Source organism: Sediminibacterium sp., assembly GCF_019264485.1.
Classification (GTDB): Bacteria; Bacteroidota; Bacteroidia; order Chitinophagales; family Chitinophagaceae; genus Sediminibacterium.
Genome location: NZ_JAHVAA010000006.1, coordinates 1 through 17,616 on the forward strand (window position 1 = coordinate 1; position 17,616 = coordinate 17,616).

Below are 17,616 nucleotides of genomic sequence, written 5' to 3' on the forward strand. Positions count from 1 at the left end.
AAGTGACCTTTTTCAACTTCATCAACCACCTGAAGTTTGAAGGAAAGACTGTAATCCTTTTGAGTCCGCTTCAAATAGTCCTTTTTGCCTGTGTTTTCCATATAAGTCGATTTTTGTGTCAACCTATATTCGGACGGGGCAATAATATAAAGTAATAAAGGAAAGCCTGAATAAGGCTTTTTTTATTAAGGTTTTGCATAAGGTAGATTAATAATGTGTTTCGTTTCGTAATAGCTGCTTAAACCAAGAGACGTAACAGTCCCATATTTTTCTAGCGGAAGAATGCCGTCTTTTTCTCTTAGGTCTTTTGCGAGATACACAGATTCAATATAGCCAATAACCAACCAGGTCTCGTTGGCTGGTATAGGAATAATATTAGCTAGTTTTACGCTATACTGGATGCGGCTTTCAGTCACAAAAGGGGCATTACAATCGTTGCGCCAAAGCATAGTTAGCCCAACAGCATCAAATTCGTTCACAGAACTGTCATACCTGGCACTCGTTTGATGAGCTTGCTGAATCATTTCCGAGTGAATATGATTAATGGTATAAACAGCAGTATCCTCAATATTGCGTATGGTGTCTGGTGCTGCAGCTTTGGGTCTATTGATAAAACCTACCAATGCTGGATCGGCCCCCAAGTGTACGATATTGCTGAACACAGCAAGATTGGGAACCCCTTCTTTGCTTTTCGTACCAATCAGACTAACGCTTTTAAAACCACTTAAGCAATTTATAAAATTGGCACGGTAAAATCTTTCCCACGAATGAATTTCTTCCAAAGAAATAGTAATCATCTATGATGGTCTTTTTTACGGACTTGTGTGTACATGGTACTCATTACTTCTAAATGCGGAGCAGTGAGTATGGCAATTCCTACAAAAAAAATAAATAATAGTAAGTACTTGTTACCAGTATAGTTGGCCACTAATGCCAAAAGAGTAATACCTGTAAAGGCAATCACCGAATAAGGAATACATTTTTTTAAAACATCAGTTATAAGCAGGGTATTGTTACCTGATCCGCTAAGATGCCGACGTATATTCTCCAGTGAATGGAGTGAATGCCAGCAGCCAAAATAAAAAGCAAATGCCATAGGAAAAGGTAAAAAAATCATAGCCACTATAAGCGAACCGATTTGTGCGAATTGGGAAAAATACCATTTCAACGATTGAGGCTGTTTTATTTGAAGCCAAGCCAAACTCAAAAGCATGAAAACCACAGTAACTGACAGTAATATCAGGATACTGGTTTGTTGAAAAAGCGTAAACAGTATTGAATCAGTTGATGGTTCAAGAAAAAGGAGAATGGGCAATACTTCTTCACGGTGAGAAAAAACAAGGACAAATACAATCATTAATCCGTAAGCTATCTGAAAAATACGTTCAGACATATTAGAAGAAGATAAAGGAATATTAATATCTGTTTCTCCGAAATGAAATGCAGACATAACAATGAATAGAATCATAGCGATAGAAGGAAAAAGATACCAGCAAGCGCCATAGATCACCATCCTTGAAAGATATGTGAGATAAAATCGTAGACTTGAAAAATATTTATTTTGAGCAATACTATTTTGTTGGGCCACCAAATGATCAAGTGCCCCATGCGGAATACCAGCTACCAATATTGTAATTACAAAAAATATCCATTGAGCATTTTGGGGTATGGAGAATATAAAATGATGTAAAAAAAGTAATAAAAATCCCGCACTTAGTATTATCCGGCTTAAGTATGCATTGCTGGTATAGTTATGGATGCTGGCTGTTTCCATAGTTCTGGTATGGTTTGTATGAATGATTTTTTAGGAAGTTTTGAAAACAGCATAACTTCCTCCCCTAGATGGGTATCTTCATCTAGAAACTGAAGTATTCTTTGATAAGATATACTGTTAAATAAAGTCTGAAGAATATTACGGGCTTCCTTAGGTTTTTTTTCAAGTAGCTTAAGCAAGAGCCTATCGTAGAAATGAAAACGTGTTTTTTGAAATCCTTTGATTTTATTTTCTGAAAGCACCTGTTTAGCAAGGTATACACTATCGAGCAATATTCTGTTGAAAGCATAACCGGTGGTGGGTTTTATCATACCTGCAGCAGTACCAATTGCTACGCCACCTTCTTCTGTAAACCTGCTGAAACAAAAGTCAGTCATCGGAATCACGGCACTTTCATTTTTTAAGATAGAGTAAGATGTTTTGAAACGGATATTAATATAATCAGCAAGCGACACCTCAAAATGTTGGTTGTCGTAGTGCTTATCTGTGAAACTTGTAAATTCTACCAGTGCTGTATCGGTTGAAAAGGGTAACAGATAAATAAAACTCATCCCTTGCTGCTGATTTACACAAAAATCCATGAGCGTAGCAGAGTTTTCATTGAAAACAGGTTGTGCCGTTTTAATTACCCATCCATAAAATTGTTGCTGTAGGTAAATCGAAGCCTGTTTGGAAACGGCTTTTTGATTCCACGAACTGGAAAAAAAATGATTTGTTTGATAAATAGCTTTATCTGTAGTAATACAGAAGCCATTCTCTGTTTTCAAAGCACCTATCGTTAATTCGTTTCTGTAATGCACATGTGGATGTTGGTTGATAAGCCTAAAATGGAAGTCAAAAAAATCGGAACTGTTTATGTATCCATATTTATAAGGATTGATGAAATTAGTTTGTTGATGAGAGTCTGTACCGATAGTTAAATAATCCCATTGCTTTCTGATCAGGTGCTGATATGGATGTTCACCTTCTGTGAACCAGAAGCACCATGATTTTAATTGTTGAGCCGATTTTCCATCGTCCAGTAAAAGAATACGCTGATTTTTGTACAAGGGATCTTGAATAAATGCCCTCATCAACTGCATACCGGCACATCCGGCACCAGTAATAATAATATCATAATCGTTTACTCGCATAGTATAAACGGGCTGCAACCGTTTGGAAGCAACCCGTTTTTAATTTTTATCGGATATGCTTATTCTTCAGTTCTGCTGAGTGCATAAATCACCAGACCAAAACCAATTTTATTGATAGCATCACCGATGTTATAAATAATATCCATAGAGGCTTGTGCTGCTTTTGGATCAGCCACTAATTGCATACCAAATAAACCACCGTTTGTTCCAAGTATATAACCCAAAGGGTAAATTGCCCAACCTACAAGAACAAACCAGGCAAGGGTTTTATTGGCTTTTGCAACAGCTTTACCTGCATTTCCGGCTAGTTTGGCTACATCGCCAACCCAAACGAGATAAACAATATAAAAATAAGCAGCACCACTGATAGCACCCCATACCCAACTTTGTGTTTCAGTACCATATATGGCCTCTCCGATATAACCTGTAACCAGCATGATGATAGATGCGAAAATGAGTTTCCAGAGTAAGCCCTGGGTGGCTCCCACCTTTTTTGTAATGAGATAAAACTCAACACACATCAACGGAACCGTTAGTATCCAGTCTACATACCGGAAGAAAGTAGGCGACTGTCCAGTTTCGAGATTGTAGCCGCGCATATAGTAATAATGCACAGCAGCAATAAAAGTAATTAAACCCGATACCAACAGAGAGGTTCTCCATTTTTTGTCGGTATTGTTCAATTCAAAAAAGAAAAAAACAGATGCCGCCATCATGGCCATTGTGCCAATAAAAAACGTGAATGCAACATAGTTATCATTGGCGATAACTGATGCATTGAGCAAGTTTTGTAGCATAGTAATTGGTTTGGTTAAAAAAAGTTATTTAGCCGTTATACGGCTAAGATTAAACAAACGTTTTTTCAAAATGGTTTGAATCCTTTGTTCACAAGGGTTTGCTGAGAACTGTAAAAAAACTAATCTTGTGGACACATTCGTCGAATTTTTACATATTTACTTCAACAAACAGACGTAAGGCTCTTTTGCATATTTTTTTGCCGCCGATAAAAATTTTTTTTGCTTGTAGTTTTTATAAATCGTTCCGGATCTCTAAACTGCACTGAAAGAACAGTGTTTTATAATAACAGATAAAGACGTAACAGCTGAAAACTTTATATTATTACTCGTTCTGCTGCTTATCAGCTGTGCTTTTTTCCGTTGCCTATGCTGCTTTGAGTAAGGATGATCAGAAAATATACGTGGTGCCCTCTCAAGGACTTGTTATGATAAGACTAGGAGAATCTGTCGGACAAACACAACTGGCTTTGTCTAGTTTTGATAATGAGTTATGGGGTAAGTTGGAAACAGAAGCTATATTTTAATGTGCAAGGCGCCGCGTAAAATCGGGCTGTAAAATGGGTTTTTTAGGTGAAGAGGCTGTTTTTATTTTACGTGTAGTATATTTTGATGCTTCTATTGAAAAAAAAGCTGGCCCGGTAGATTTATTCTGAAATGTTTCATGTGAAACCAAACGTTTATCATCAACAAAAATATCCATTCGTACCATATAGGGGATATTTGCGGGAGGCGTATCAATTACCACTTCAAAATCGGGCAACAACTGCCTATGTATATATAAGTACTCAATCTTACAATGCGTACCTTGTAATATCATAAGGTTGCTGTAAGTAATCGTATCATGAAAAATTCTTGCTTTGAAATATACCGGAATAGAGAAATGTACTTCATACCTTATTTCATGCGATATCTCTGATGCGTTTTCATAGTAGTTAGATTTAAAAAGTTTTGTATACAAAGAGTGCAGCAAAAGTTTGTTTAGCATTTATTTCGATTTTATAAAAACGATGATTTTATAATACCAGAAAAGAATTAAGCATATTTCTCTATACCTATTTATAGGTAAAAATTCATCACCAAGAATTCATCTGTGTAAAACTCCTCAGATACGTGGCAACGTGATTAGATTATAAAAGCATTCATTGTAAATATTTCGGCAATATTTTTTTATTCCTATGCCAGTGATTACACTTTTTCATCAGCAAACTGAAAAAAGTCATTAAAAAATGCTTAATTGTATAGCGCCTTTTGCAGTGATATTTCTATTCTTATGTCATAAGAATATCATTATTTCCTATAATCCGGCTTTGCAAACGTTTGTTAGAGAAGAGTAATGTTACTCCCTATTTTAAGGGGTTTTTATATAGGTAATTCAACGCATCTTTGTAAAGATTGTGATTTAATCAGCTTGCTTAATTTTTAAAACTCAGCATTTCACTAAGAAATGTAATCTTTACATGATCAGAATCGGAATAATAGAAGACGACCATAATCTTAGGAATAGCATCGAAGCTTTTATTAGTATTGATGATGACCTGATTCTTGCCTTTTCATGTAACAGTTTTGAAAAATGGAATGAAGAAGAAGCTCTTCATATAAGTGAGCCTGATATTCTTTTAGTTGATCTTGGTTTGCCTGGTTTATCGGGCATAGATGTAATAACTCTCTTTAAAAAGAAATATACGGAAGCAAGGTTGATTGTGATCACGGGCGACGGATCACCGGATACTATCTGGACAGCTATAGCGAATGGCGCAGATGGTTATATTTCAAAACCTTTTTCCCTAAAGGAATTGAAAGACCAAATCAATACTGTTCGGTCAGGTGGAGCTGCTCTTTCACCACAGGTTGCGAATACCGTGTTAAAGCAAATCAGAAACCGAACAGAAATTTCGAATGAACAGTTGAAGATGCTTACAAAAAGGGAAAAAGAAGTAGTAGAAGAGCTGGTAAAAGGATTTAGCTACAAAGAAATATCACATAGCCTCAATATATCACCCTCTACTGTAAATGATCATCTGAAAAATATTTATCACAAAATGGGTGTAAAATCCAAATCAGAACTGATTGCGAAAATTTTAACCAACTAATACACATCCCCCTTTACATGGAACCCCTACAACTTGCCGATTGTCTGTTACTCATAACAGACGATGATATGATTAATCGTGTAGTACTAAAGCATATGCTTAAGGACTGCGGAATGCAAATGGAAGAAGCTACAGATGGTTCGGAGTGTCTTGAACTTATTCAAAAATCAAAAGCGAAACGTATTGTATTGCTGCTCGACCTTAATATGCCAATTATGGATGGATATGAGGTAATAGAGCATATGAAAAATGACCCGGCGAAATTCGATCATGTAAGGACACTGGTTATCAGTGCGAGCCTCCAGAGCCAGTTTGCTAAATCGGGTTTGAGTGAATACATAATGGATTATATAGAGAAACCGGTCGATAAAGAACGCTTACTTAGTAAAGTAATCGAATGCACTATCTGACCAGCGATATCAGTTCAGATTTAAAACTTATTCTCGAGAATATTTCAAACGCTATTTTATTTGAATCGGGAAACAGGGAAATTATCTATGTTAATAAAAGGTTCTGTGAACTTTTTAAGATTCCTGTTGATCCTGAACACCTCATTGGCGTAAGTTGTGCCAATGCTGCGAATGATGCAAAAGAGTTTTTTAAAAATCCAGATGCCTTTCTGCGTCTCATTTATCAGATTCTTGATAATGGCACCGCTGTAAGTAACCAAGAGTTAATTATGAGCGATGGTGCTTCTGTTTTTCTGGATTATATACCGCTGGAAAGAAGGAATAATGAAAAACCGGCTCATCTGTGGATATATAAAAACATCAAAGAAATCAATCATTTTATTCAGACTGTAAATCAACAGCGCTTTTTTTATGAAAGCCTGCTGAATAATATTCCTGCTGATATTGCCATTTTTGACAATAATCATAACTATCTCTTTGTAAATAAGACGGCAATTAATAACGATGAAAAAAGATCGTGGATCATAGGTAAGAATGATTTTGAATATTGTGAAAAATTTGATAAGCCTACAGAGGGAGCCCAGATAAGAAAAAAAGCTTTCGAAGAAGCGGTAAAAACAAGACAAACGGTAGAGTTCGAAGAAGTAAACTATGATATAAATAATGATCCTGTTTATAACCTCAGACGTTTTTTTCCGGTTATACAACATGATGGTGCATTTAAATACATAATCGGATATGGTATTAACATTACCTCTATTAAGGTACATGAACAATACACTCTTGCGAGGGAAAGAGAGTTTAAAAACCTCATCGACTCCATGGATCAGATGGTGGTTACGGTAGATGACGGACAGTTAATTCAATACTGTAATCCCAAATGGACGAAGATTACCGGAAAAAAGCAAACAGAATGTGAAGGAAAAAAATTAGATATTTTTATTAAATCCGGAAAAGCGACTTTCAAAAAAATACTAACCTCTTTTATTGCCGAGGGTACCTATACCAAAAAAAAAGATCAGGCTATTATTATTGACCAGAAAGGTGAAAAAAGAGTTGTCAAATATTATATATCACATTTTGTGGATCACACTACCCGTGCAAACAGGTATGCTGTTTTTATGACAGATATAACCGATCAGGTAAACGCAGAAGCGGAATTCAAAAAAATAGCCAAACAGGAAAGAAGATTAAATGAATTGAAGTCGAACTTCATGAATATGGTTTCTCATGAATTAAGAACGCCCTTATCCGTCATCTTATCTTCAACTGAGTTAATTGAATTAAACCTGGATAAGTTGAACAGTCAACAGTCGAATTCCTTGTCGGTTTATACAGACAGGATTATTGGTCAGGTTGATAGGATGACACAACTTATGAACGATTTTCTTTTCATCAGTAAGGTAGAAGCAGGTAAGATTGGTGTTAAACCGGAACCTATACAACTCGTGAAATTTCTTGAGCAGATTACTGATGAACTGTATAATCCATGGAAAGATAACAGATCTCTTATCCTAACTGTTAAAGGTGAGCCTTATGATATAATGGCCGATGAAATGATGCTAAGGCATATTGTTGTGAACATTATAAATAATGGCTTTAAATATTCAATGGGAAAACCGGCGCCACAGGTAAGGTTAATTTTCGGGACCGAATTTTTTCAGTTACTCGTAATTGACGAGGGAATCGGAATTCACGATGAAGACAAGAAGAGTCTCTTCTCGCCTTTTGTGCGCGGATCAAATGTTGGTGAAGTAGAAGGAACAGGTCTGGGCCTACTGGTAGTAAAATATTTTGTAGAACTGCATAAAGGATTAGTAACGCTCAAAAGCCTTCCTCAAAAGGGAACAGCTGTTTTGGTAACTCTTCCTGCAAAACGATACGTATGAATAAAATATTAGTTGTCGAGGATGAAAAAAATATCAGGTTTTCAATACAGGAAATCCTGCTGATCAGCGGCTATGAGGTAGAACTCGCTGAAAATGGCCAGGTTGCATTGCAAAAACTCCATGAAAAAAAGTTTGACCTGATTCTTTGTGACGTAATGATGCCGGAGATGGATGGATTCGAATTGCTTACAATCATGAAGAGAAAAGAATCATTCAATACCCCGTTTATTTTTCTTACAGCCAAGGCACAGTATGAAGATCTGAGAGCGGGCATGAATCTGGGTGCCGACGATTACATTTTTAAACCATTTAAAAGCAAGGATCTAATAGTTGCTATCGAAAGTCGAATCTCTAAAAAAGACAGGCTCATAGGAGCTCTTGTAAATAAGTCGCAGGAATTGGAAAAAACCATTCAACTGATGGTCGGGCATGAATTTAATACACCGATGAATGGTATTCTATCCTTCTCTAAAATGATTAGAGAGAATGCGGAAAAATGGAACGATGCCGAATTAATTAATTTTTGTGACTATCTCGATAAAAGCTCTAAAAGACTGCAGGGCACTTTTCAAAAAGTAAAAATGCTGCTTGAACTGCAAAATGGAAATCCTTCCCTAAAACAGGCGGAGCCAAAATACTTTGAAACACGAGATGTCATAACCTTACTTTCCAAAAAAATAGCAGATGAAGCCCAACGCACTACAGATCTGCAATTAGAAAACATTCAGAATGTATCTGCAACAATAGACGAGGAATTGTTTACGGTACTGGTAAAAGAAATTGTTGAAAATGCGTTCAAGTTTACAGATCCAGGCGAGCAGGTGATAATAAATAGCTTCTGTAAAGAAAACATTTATTCACTCATCGTTGCTGATACGGGTAAGAAGATATCTGCTGAGGACCTGCGCAAATATGAATCCTTTAATCAGTTCAATAGAAACAAATATGAACAGCAGGGATTAGGTGTAGGATTGGCCATTGTAAAGGCGATAGTTGATCTCTATCTCTATAAAGGTGAATTGATTTTTACAGATAAAGAACCCACTGGAATTAGTGTAACAATAAAACTTACATTATAATGGAAGCAACAAAAAAAATAGTTTCTCAGATTTTAATAGTAGAGGATAATAGCGCATTAAGAAATACACTTTTTGAAGCTTTATCAATTAACCATCAGGTAAAAGCTGTAGAGAACGGTATTCTGGCTCTTGACTTTTTAAAGAATACGATTCCTGATCTGATCTTATTGGATATTATGCTTCCTTTTCCAATAGATGGTTTCTCTATTCTACGTATTCTTAAGAATGACACCCGTTTATCAACGATACCAGTAATACTTATGTCGGCACTCAGCTCAGATGAAAAAATTACTATGGGATTGGAGATGGGAGCCAATGATTACATTGTTAAGCCCTTCCGGATACAGGAAATTTCATTGAAAATCCGCAACCTGGTGAGTATTAAAAATTCCATTGTAAACAAAATGGAAAAAGAAATGGTTTTGAAAATGCCATTACTGCACCAGGAGGGATTTGAAAATATATTCAAGCAACGCTTTGAGTCGATTGTTGAAAAAATAAGTGAAGAGTCTTCTATAACGATACACGACATTGCAAACGAGATGTCGATGAGTATATCAACACTAGAAAGATGGGTGAAAAAAATGTATAATGTAACACCCAAAAAATACATTCTTAATCATAAACTGTTTAAAGCTGAAATTATGTTACGACAGCAGATGGGCACAGTAAAAGATATTGCTTACCTCTTGGGTTTTAACTCCGTACCTTATTTTTGTCTGTGTTTCAGGAATTTTTATGGTAAGAGCCCCAAAGCCTATACCCAGAATAAGATGAATAATACAGATATAGCTTTAACACATGCTAGCTAATGAATTTATTATAGAAATCGCATAAATACTATAACAATTGCTATTTACAGCTCGTTATTTTTGTATCGTTACAGTTTTGTAAATATCCTAAGGAAAACTTTAAGTTTGGTGACAAGCGAATTTATTTTTGCTTACCCCCTGAAAGGAATGACTCAATGAGTTGTTCCTTTTTTTATTTTTCTGATGGGAAAGAGAGCACAAAGAGGGTACCTATATTTTCAAGACTTTCAAAAGAAATTTTTCCATTGTGTATGGATACAAATTTTTCAACAAGTGCAAGACCCACGCCACTTCCTACTATATCTCTTGTATTTCTGGCACGAAAGAAGATATTGAAAACCTTGTCCTTATCCCCTGCTGGTATTCCAATTCCGTGGTCTTTAATATGAATCTGTAATTCCTTTTCATTAAAAATGAGGGTGAGGCTTGGCTCCTTTTTTCCTTCTGAATATTTAAAGGCATTGGATATGAGATTGTCAAGAATATGCCTCATTTGAGTATCGTCAGCCAAAACAGGCTCTGGTTTGCCAACGATCTCTATTTTCATTTCTCTTCCATCCTTTTGTTTAGCATTCTGCCGCTCAATACAATCGGTGGTAAAAGTTACCATATCAAGCCACTCTTTGTTGGAAAAATAATCCCTGCTTTCAATTTTATCAAGGTTAAGAATATCATCGATCAGTTCAGACATCCTGTCGACTTCCTGATCGATGGTCCGGATAAAACCAATGATTTTTTCTTTATCAGGGAGATGAACTCTTTCTAAAAGCATTCCTGCAATTTCTGCACTTGATTTAATGGAAGTCATGGGTGTGCGAAATTCGTGTGAAGCCATACTCACGAACTTAGACTTCAGCTCATTTAGCTCTTTTTCTTTTTGATAAGACTGCAGGAGTTTCTGTTCTGCTTCCATTCTTTCGTCTACTATTCTGGAAGAAGCAATGATGATCGTTTTATGATAGAACTCATCAAACAATAGCTTAGTGTGGGTTTCAAGCCATCTATAGTTTCCATTAATATGCTGAAAACGAAATAAAAGATAATTATTATGAGGCGTTTCATCAAGAAGATGAAACCTTGAAACAACAAGACCCCGCTCATCGGGATGAATAAAATCGAAAGGCTTTCGCCCAATGAGCTCTTCATGTGTATAACCTAAATGTTGTTGAAGTGCGGCACCGGCATAGATAATAGTACCATCTGTTTCAAGCAGTAAAAGGATATCTTCTATATTGGTGGAAACCAATTCATATAAATGCTGGTTTCTTTTTATTTCGGTGAGGTCTGTAATAATACCAGATGTACCTATGATCTCTCTGTCTTCATTGTTTAAAACAGTTACGGAAACCTTTATCCATTTTATATCTCCATTTTTAGCAACAATACGAACTTCATGGGCACTCGATTCTAACTCACTTTTCATAAAGGCAGTAAACAATATATGTGCTTCAGCTATATATATATCCTGTATAAATGTAACAAAACTTTTGCCGATAGATTCAGCAACCGTATATCCTGTTATTTTTTCCCAGGCCTTATTAAGGTAAATCAAATGCCCTTCAGTATCGGTGCGGAAAACGATATCACTTACGTTATCAATAATTCTCTTGAATTCTTGGTGTGAGTCTTTCAGCTTTTTTCTTGACTCAATGGTTTCTGTGGTATCAATGGAATACACGGAGATACCACCAATTTTGCCAGCATCAGAATACAAAGGCGTTGCCTGAACCAATATTTGCCTGTTATTAATTGAAACAAGTCTTTCAGCCTTCATACCCTTAAAAGCAAGCTCATAGGCTTCTGTTAATGTGTTTGAAGTTCCGGGTGTGTTTTCATTGTACTCGGGTTTTTCACCAATTACAGGAGCTTTGCCCAGCGTTTTTAGATATTCTTCATAAAAAGAATGATTAAAACCAATAAAACAACCATTAGTATCAAGGGCGAAGATGCGATCCTCATTAGAGTCTATAATGCCTTCCAGCAATTTATTATGGAGCAATGCCTGAGATAAGGCGGCTTCCGGACTGGGCGTATCCGATATATGTGTTCTTAGCTTTGACAAAATGGTTTTCCTGACAAATTTGGATCTGAAATCTGCAATAGCAGTTCAGACACTAAAAGTAGCGTATAAAAGGAAAAACGGATATAAGAAATTAGTTAATGATCAAAAAGCTACAAATCAATGGAAAAAGTATACCATGCATTTTTAAAGGCCACATCGGTATTGATATCAAAAATTTTTTCTACAGGTGCGTTCTCCAGTACCTGAATACTCATTCTCAGCTGTTCATTGCTTTTTTTTAGTGGATTATTTATGTAGGCTTTTAGCACTATGTTTTTTGCAGAAGGAAATAAGGTAGTCTCCAGCAAAAAATGATCTCCGTAAAACTCTCTTATAATCGATCGCTGGTCTCCATCATAATACCATACCTGAAAAAAAGTGGCAAAGCTGATATTGACTTCATAATAAACAGGTTTTTTTTTCGGTAAGTTGAGAATATTGGTTTTTGTTCTCTTTCTAACCATTTTTTTTACTTCTTTAAACATTGGGTATTGGTTTATTTGGCATAGGGCAGCGTGAGGCTAACTTTTGTTCCTCTTCCTAATTTGCTATACAGGTTGATGGTACCGTTGTGTAATTCAAGAAACTGTTTTGCTACAACAAGTCCAAGACCGGAACCCTGATAAGTAAGTGTATTGGTTGCCCTGTAAAAGGAGTTAAATACTTTTTCAATTTCGTTTGGCGGTATACCAATACCACTATCGGATATAATAATTTCTACTTCCTCTTCATGATATTGTAAATCTAGTTCAGGGTCGGCGCAACCCTCAGAATATTTAAACGCGTTTGAAATAATATTGGTTAAAACATGGGTAATAAGCATTTCATCAATCATTAGATCAGCAGCTTTACCAGACACTTTAACATGTATTCTGCGGTTGTCCGGCTGATTAGAAAAATAAGTATCTACTACCTGAAATACAAAAGGAGTTAGATCTGTTTTCTTAAGATTAAAATGAAGCTGTTTTGCATCATAACGACCCATTAAGAGAATATTATTCATTAGCTCTGTCATTCTGTCGATCTCACTCCTGATAATTTCAGCTGAAGAATTGATCCTTGTTGAAAATACCGGATCAGATTTTTGCGCAAACAGTTCTATTAACTCAATATTGGAGAAGATTACAGTGAGGGGTGTTCTGAACTGATGTGATGTAAGCGATACAAAATGCTCTTTCATATCTGCCAGTTCTTTTTCTTTTTGGGCACTTATTTTTTTCTCATGTATGTCAATAATGCTTCCTGCAATAAAATTACTTTTATCTTCCGGAGTACCATATTTTCTGAGTATTACCTGTACCCATCTTACTTTAATATCTTTTCTTACCAACCTAACATCCAGAGAAATATTCTCTTCTTTATCGGCTTTTATTTTCTCCAGTGCCTCTATAATTTGCTGTCTTTCTTCATGTAAAAAGTATCCATCAAAGTTTTTCAACATAGCGTCTTCAATACTATATTGCGAAAGTGTTGCCCAATACTCATTGAGAAAAGTGATACTGTTATCCATATTTAAACGGAATACGGTTTCACCCAGACCATTGATCAGGTAGTTAAATTCATTTCTTTGCTTCCGCAATTGCTCCTGTTGCTCTTTAATAGCAGACATATCAAGATGTGATCCTACCATATACACAGGTATTCCATCTTCATTTCTCTTAACAATACCGGAACTTTGTATCCATACATAGTGACCGGCTTTGTGTTGCAGTCTGAACTGAACAGCATAATGGCTCCGGTAACCTTTTAAATACATATCAAGTTCATTAAGAACACGATCTATATCATCAGGATGAAGTAGTTTTTTCCAGCTTTCAAAACTATGTTCAAAATCATTTAGCTGGTAGCCAAGAATTTTCATGTATATCTCAGAAAACCTAAGTTTGTTTTTATCTATTTCCCATTCCCAAAGGCCCTGCTGTGAAGCCTGAACAGACATATTATAACGCTCAATGGTATGCAGGTGATTCTTCTCCACGCTGTCTCGGCTTAGTCTTAGACCAATATTACGGGCAACAGAGAATAATACATCTACCTCTTCTTTAGACCATTCGGTAAGCGTGCTGCAATTATCATATCCCATCCATCCCCAAAACTCATTCTGACTAAAAATGGGAACGAATAAATAAGAAATAATACCCTGCGATTCCATGATCTCCCGGAAGAATTCATTGCTGGCATCTTTTACCATACCGTACAATGGTTGGTTCTGCATTAACTGATCATATAAACCAGGAAATACATCATAACTATGTCCGTTTAGATCAGGATTTCCTAACTGTACTTCAATCCCTTCCTTACACCATTCATGTATATAGTAAAGACGCAGTATACCGTCATTATCAAGTTCATTTCTGAAGATATAACACCTATCTACTTTTGTAGCCAATCCCAACGCTTCCACAACCTGGTTAAGGGCTGTAGTAAGATCACCGGTTTCCAATAAATAACTGTTAGCATTAGAGATGCCTTTTAATAGATTTTTCATGTATGATGCTTGTAAAGCGAAAGTATCATTTGCATATAAAGACTCATATATAAAAATCGGCGCATTGCGAGTTCTGGATATAAATGAGTTAAAAAAGGATAAATTTTTTTGATGAGAAGCTATATCTTTTTTTATGTAAGCCTACGGTGGTCTTATGATCTGTGTTTTACCCAAACCAGGTCGCCCTTCTGCATACCGGCGATGGCTGTATGAATAACCAATGATTGTTCTCCATTACTTACTGTTACCGACCAGTAAGCACCACAAAACAATACCTGGGTTACCACGCAGTCTACTGCTTTTTCATGTGAGTCAGTGAGTAATAATTGTTCGGGTCTGATAAATAAAACAGGCTGCTGATCATTCAATCCCCATTTTATTTTGAAAGGATGATAGATGCCTTTTAAAAGACTGTATGAACCAAATAAACCCGCTACATATTCATCGGCGGGCTGCTGGTAAATATGTTGAGGGTTAGCATGTTGAATGATAAGCCCATTTCTCAATACCATAATTTCATCGGCCCAGCTCAATGTATCAACCGGATCATGCGATACCATGATGCAGGTAATCTTAAGCTGATTACTGATGGCATGTAATACGGCATTGATATTTTTTTTCTGGGGAAGATCAAGATTCGAGAAAGGTTCATCGAGTAATAAAAGTTCAGGTACACCTACCAGCAATTTGGCCAATGCAATTCTTTGTCGTTCACCTCCTGAGAGCTCATCATTTTTTCTGTTCATCAGGTGTTCAACCTTACAAACATGGTATAACTGTGCAGCCGATTCGGGCGACAGCAGGTTTTTATAATTTAAGAGCTCATGAACTTTGTAATTATTACGCAGTTCAAAATCCTGCGAGAGATAAGCAATTCCTGGGTGACCCGGTAATAAAGTAACGGGCGGACTCCACACCCTTTTGTTGTTAAAAAAGATACTGCCCGAATCGGGTGCAATATGTCCGGCAATCATGCGAAGCAATGTACTCTTACCCGATCCTGTCTCACCCACAATCGCCAGTTTTTTCCGCGACGATAATTGAAAACTGGTGGGATGTACAATAAGGTTGCCGGCTGCTGATTTACTCACCGCATCTACCTTCAATAAATTTTCTGTATGTTTATTCATGCTCGCTTGCTCCATGACCGCCGTGAAAGTAAATAAAAATCAGTGATGCGGACCCCTGTGTCTTGTTTCTTGTCTCTTGCTTCTTATTTTAAGCATGTGTTGCCCGCTGTAAACGATCGTTGATGGATCTTCCCAAACCCTTATCCGGAAAACGTTCTGTAATAATGATATCGAGTTGTTGCTGATCGAGCCGGTGCATGGCTGCGTATAAATTGGATGCTGCTTCCTCAAGTGAACCGGATGCTGATAAAATTTCCTGGGTAACAATATGATCTGCTTTGCTGGAATGACTGAACAACATCAGGCCAATTTTTTTGCCCACATGTTCGCTTACCGTTTTATCAATATCGTTACTCAGTATGGTGCTGGTGGAAGGTGCATAATGTCTTAACAGCATACCCGGCGCATCCGGTGTTTCTTCGTCGCGTATGTATTCCTGAACGGGACCGGTAATTTCTTCAATGTCTTCGATGGCCAGAGAACCATAGCGATATACAATAGCACCATCTTCATTAAAACCAATGATGGTAGATTCAATACCACTGCTGCAGGGGCCGCCATCGAGTATATAAGGAAATGCATCTTTAAAATAATTGGCCACATGTTCAGCGGTGGTTGGACTGATACTACCAAATGGATTGGCACTTGGTGCTGCCAAAGGAAAAGAAAGCTGCTCTAACAAAGACAAAGTAAGCGCGTGATTGGGTACACGAACCGCAACCGTTGGCTTACCCGCAGTGATGAGATCAGGAACCGTATCTTTTTTGGGTAACAATAATGTAAGAGGTCCCGGCCAGAACTTGTCGGCCAGTGCTTTTGCCATTGCCGGTATTTCTTTTGCCACATCACGCAGCGCATCTGCATTCGGCAGGTGCACGATCAGCGGATTGAACAAGGGTCTTTGTTTGATCCTGAAAATACTCCGAATAGCTTTCTCACTATAAATATTACCCGCCAGTCCATACACGGTTTCGGTAGGAATAGCGGCCACTTCTTCCTTAGAAAGACTATCGGCTACCAGCTTAATATCAGTGGTAATAAGGGACATTTTTAGCTACAAGCTTCAAGCCGCAAGCTACAAGTAATTTTATTAAGGTTCAAGGAATAAGCTGCAAGCTGCAAGCGTCAAGCTTCAAGAGATTCTGATATAATTATCTTACACCCAAACAACTTGTAGCTTGTAGCTTGCGGCTTGAAGCCTAACTCACATGGTACTATAAACTAAGAACACTATTACTGCTTCCAAAACTATTCTCCACTTCACCATCTGCTTCGGGTTCGTTGAGCCATTCAGACTGGTTGAGGAGATAACGGAATTCGTGTTGTGATGATTTGGGTAATTGTAATTCAGCGGTAAAGCTGCCGTCTTTTTTCTTTTTCATCGGAACAGGGTTATGCCAATCACCATTTAGTCCCAGGATGGAAGCGCTTTCAGTATCCTGTATATCCAGGTTAAATTTTACTTTACAGTAGTCTTTGGTTTTGTAGATGGTTTTCTGAATCATGGTTGGTTGTTTGCTTGCCCTTAATACCAGATGCTGGCAATGGTAACCCAACAGACCCTATTATATTATTAACAGTTGGAAATAGCTGGCGAGGACACTTGGGAAAAAATCAAGTATAAATAGCATAAATGCCAATAGCAAAACATCACCATGCTTTATAGGCAATAACCAGTGCCAGCGAGACCAGTGTGATAATTACGTGTACCACCAGCCATATTTTCTGATATAATGGCCTTTTCCCAAAAGGTATTTTTGCATCAAAAGGATCAAAAATGGGGGCAAGACCAAAAAATAAAAGCGCATTTCCGTAGTCTTTTCTGATGAGAAAGTAGATGCCAGCTAACAGAAAAACACCATAAGCGACTCTTTGAAACCTGATGTTTTGTGCATTTGTTTTTGCAGAAGTTTCCATCATTTCTTTTTTTAGTTAGTGGCCCTTCCTTGAAA

General features: G+C 37.0%; 17 protein-coding genes. 5 read left to right on the top strand and 12 right to left on the bottom strand.

Translation table 11 applies throughout. From position 1 onward, the window contains the following. Positions 1–185 precede the first annotated feature (185 nt). From KXJ59_RS03065 to KXJ59_RS03085, 5 genes are all read right to left on the bottom strand, one after another. Complete coding sequence (locus KXJ59_RS03065; protein ID WP_295201011.1) at positions 186–797, bottom strand: flavin reductase; 612 nt, start codon at positions 795–797, stop codon at positions 186–188. Continuing rightward, positions 794–1,774, bottom strand: a complete 981-nt coding sequence (locus KXJ59_RS03070) for a Brp/Blh family beta-carotene 15,15'-dioxygenase (RefSeq protein ID WP_295201013.1) — start codon at positions 1,772–1,774, stop codon at positions 794–796. Before KXJ59_RS03070 ends, KXJ59_RS03065 begins: the two co-directional genes overlap by 4 nt. After that, positions 1,729–2,907 (bottom strand): lycopene cyclase family protein, encoded by a 1,179-nt coding sequence (locus KXJ59_RS03075; RefSeq protein ID WP_295201015.1) that lies wholly within the window; start codon positions 2,905–2,907, stop codon positions 1,729–1,731. The genes KXJ59_RS03070 and KXJ59_RS03075 overlap by 46 nt, the downstream gene beginning before the upstream one ends. 59 nt (positions 2,908–2,966) lie before the next feature. Next, entirely contained in the window at positions 2,967–3,704 is a 738-nt protein-coding gene (locus KXJ59_RS03080; RefSeq protein ID WP_295201016.1) for a bacteriorhodopsin-like, read from the bottom strand. A gap of 520 nt (positions 3,705–4,224) precedes the next feature. Then, on the bottom strand, positions 4,225–4,689 hold the full coding sequence (locus KXJ59_RS03085; protein ID WP_295201017.1) for a hypothetical protein: 465 nt from the start codon (positions 4,687–4,689) through the stop codon (positions 4,225–4,227). A 472-nt stretch (positions 4,690–5,161) separates the two neighbouring features. Between KXJ59_RS03085 and KXJ59_RS03090 the strand changes: the two genes are divergently transcribed. The 5 genes from KXJ59_RS03090 to KXJ59_RS03110 are packed head-to-tail and all read left to right on the top strand — an operon-like array spanning position 5,162 to position 9,984. Next, entirely contained in the window at positions 5,162–5,794 is a 633-nt protein-coding gene (locus KXJ59_RS03090) for a response regulator transcription factor (protein ID WP_295201018.1), read from the top strand. A gap of 17 nt (positions 5,795–5,811) precedes the next feature. Further along, positions 5,812–6,204 carry a response regulator gene (locus tag KXJ59_RS03095; protein ID WP_295201021.1) on the top strand — a complete coding sequence of 131 codons (393 nt, stop codon included), beginning with the start codon at positions 5,812–5,814 and terminating at the stop codon, positions 6,202–6,204. Then, a complete protein-coding gene (locus KXJ59_RS03100) occupies positions 6,192–8,093 on the top strand; it encodes a PAS domain-containing sensor histidine kinase (RefSeq protein WP_295201023.1) in 1,902 nt (633 codons plus the stop codon). The genes KXJ59_RS03095 and KXJ59_RS03100 overlap by 13 nt, the downstream gene beginning before the upstream one ends. Beyond that, positions 8,090–9,172, top strand: a complete 1,083-nt coding sequence (locus KXJ59_RS03105; RefSeq protein ID WP_295201025.1) for a response regulator — start codon at positions 8,090–8,092, stop codon at positions 9,170–9,172. The genes KXJ59_RS03100 and KXJ59_RS03105 overlap by 4 nt, the downstream gene beginning before the upstream one ends. After that, positions 9,172–9,984, top strand: a complete 813-nt coding sequence (locus KXJ59_RS03110) for a response regulator (protein ID WP_295201028.1) — start codon at positions 9,172–9,174, stop codon at positions 9,982–9,984. The genes KXJ59_RS03105 and KXJ59_RS03110 overlap by 1 nt, the downstream gene beginning before the upstream one ends. 172 nt (positions 9,985–10,156) lie before the next feature. Here the strand turns inward: KXJ59_RS03110 and KXJ59_RS03115 are convergent, their stop codons facing one another. The 7 genes from KXJ59_RS03115 to KXJ59_RS03145 form a co-directional block, all read right to left on the bottom strand. Continuing rightward, positions 10,157–12,046: a PAS domain S-box protein gene (locus tag KXJ59_RS03115; RefSeq protein ID WP_295201030.1), complete on the bottom strand. Its 1,890-nt coding sequence runs from the start codon at positions 12,044–12,046 to the stop codon at positions 10,157–10,159. A 110-nt stretch (positions 12,047–12,156) separates the two neighbouring features. Then, positions 12,157–12,531 carry a hypothetical protein gene (locus KXJ59_RS03120; protein WP_295201031.1) on the bottom strand — a complete coding sequence of 125 codons (375 nt, stop codon included), beginning with the start codon at positions 12,529–12,531 and terminating at the stop codon, positions 12,157–12,159. Between the two features lie 11 nt (positions 12,532–12,542). After that, a complete protein-coding gene (locus KXJ59_RS03125) occupies positions 12,543–14,534 on the bottom strand; it encodes a PAS domain-containing protein (protein WP_295201033.1) in 1,992 nt (663 codons plus the stop codon). A 152-nt stretch (positions 14,535–14,686) separates the two neighbouring features. Then, complete coding sequence (locus KXJ59_RS03130; RefSeq protein ID WP_295201035.1) at positions 14,687–15,664, bottom strand: ABC transporter ATP-binding protein; 978 nt, start codon at positions 15,662–15,664, stop codon at positions 14,687–14,689. Between the two features lie 88 nt (positions 15,665–15,752). Further along, complete coding sequence (locus KXJ59_RS03135) at positions 15,753–16,712, bottom strand: L-threonylcarbamoyladenylate synthase (RefSeq protein ID WP_295201038.1); 960 nt, start codon at positions 16,710–16,712, stop codon at positions 15,753–15,755. A 166-nt stretch (positions 16,713–16,878) separates the two neighbouring features. Continuing rightward, positions 16,879–17,169, bottom strand: coding sequence for an isoamylase early set domain-containing protein (locus KXJ59_RS03140; RefSeq protein ID WP_295201040.1), 291 nt, complete (start codon positions 17,167–17,169; stop codon positions 16,879–16,881). Between the two features lie 145 nt (positions 17,170–17,314). Continuing rightward, complete coding sequence (locus KXJ59_RS03145) at positions 17,315–17,584, bottom strand: hypothetical protein (RefSeq protein ID WP_295201043.1); 270 nt, start codon at positions 17,582–17,584, stop codon at positions 17,315–17,317. Positions 17,585–17,616 lie beyond the last annotated feature (32 nt).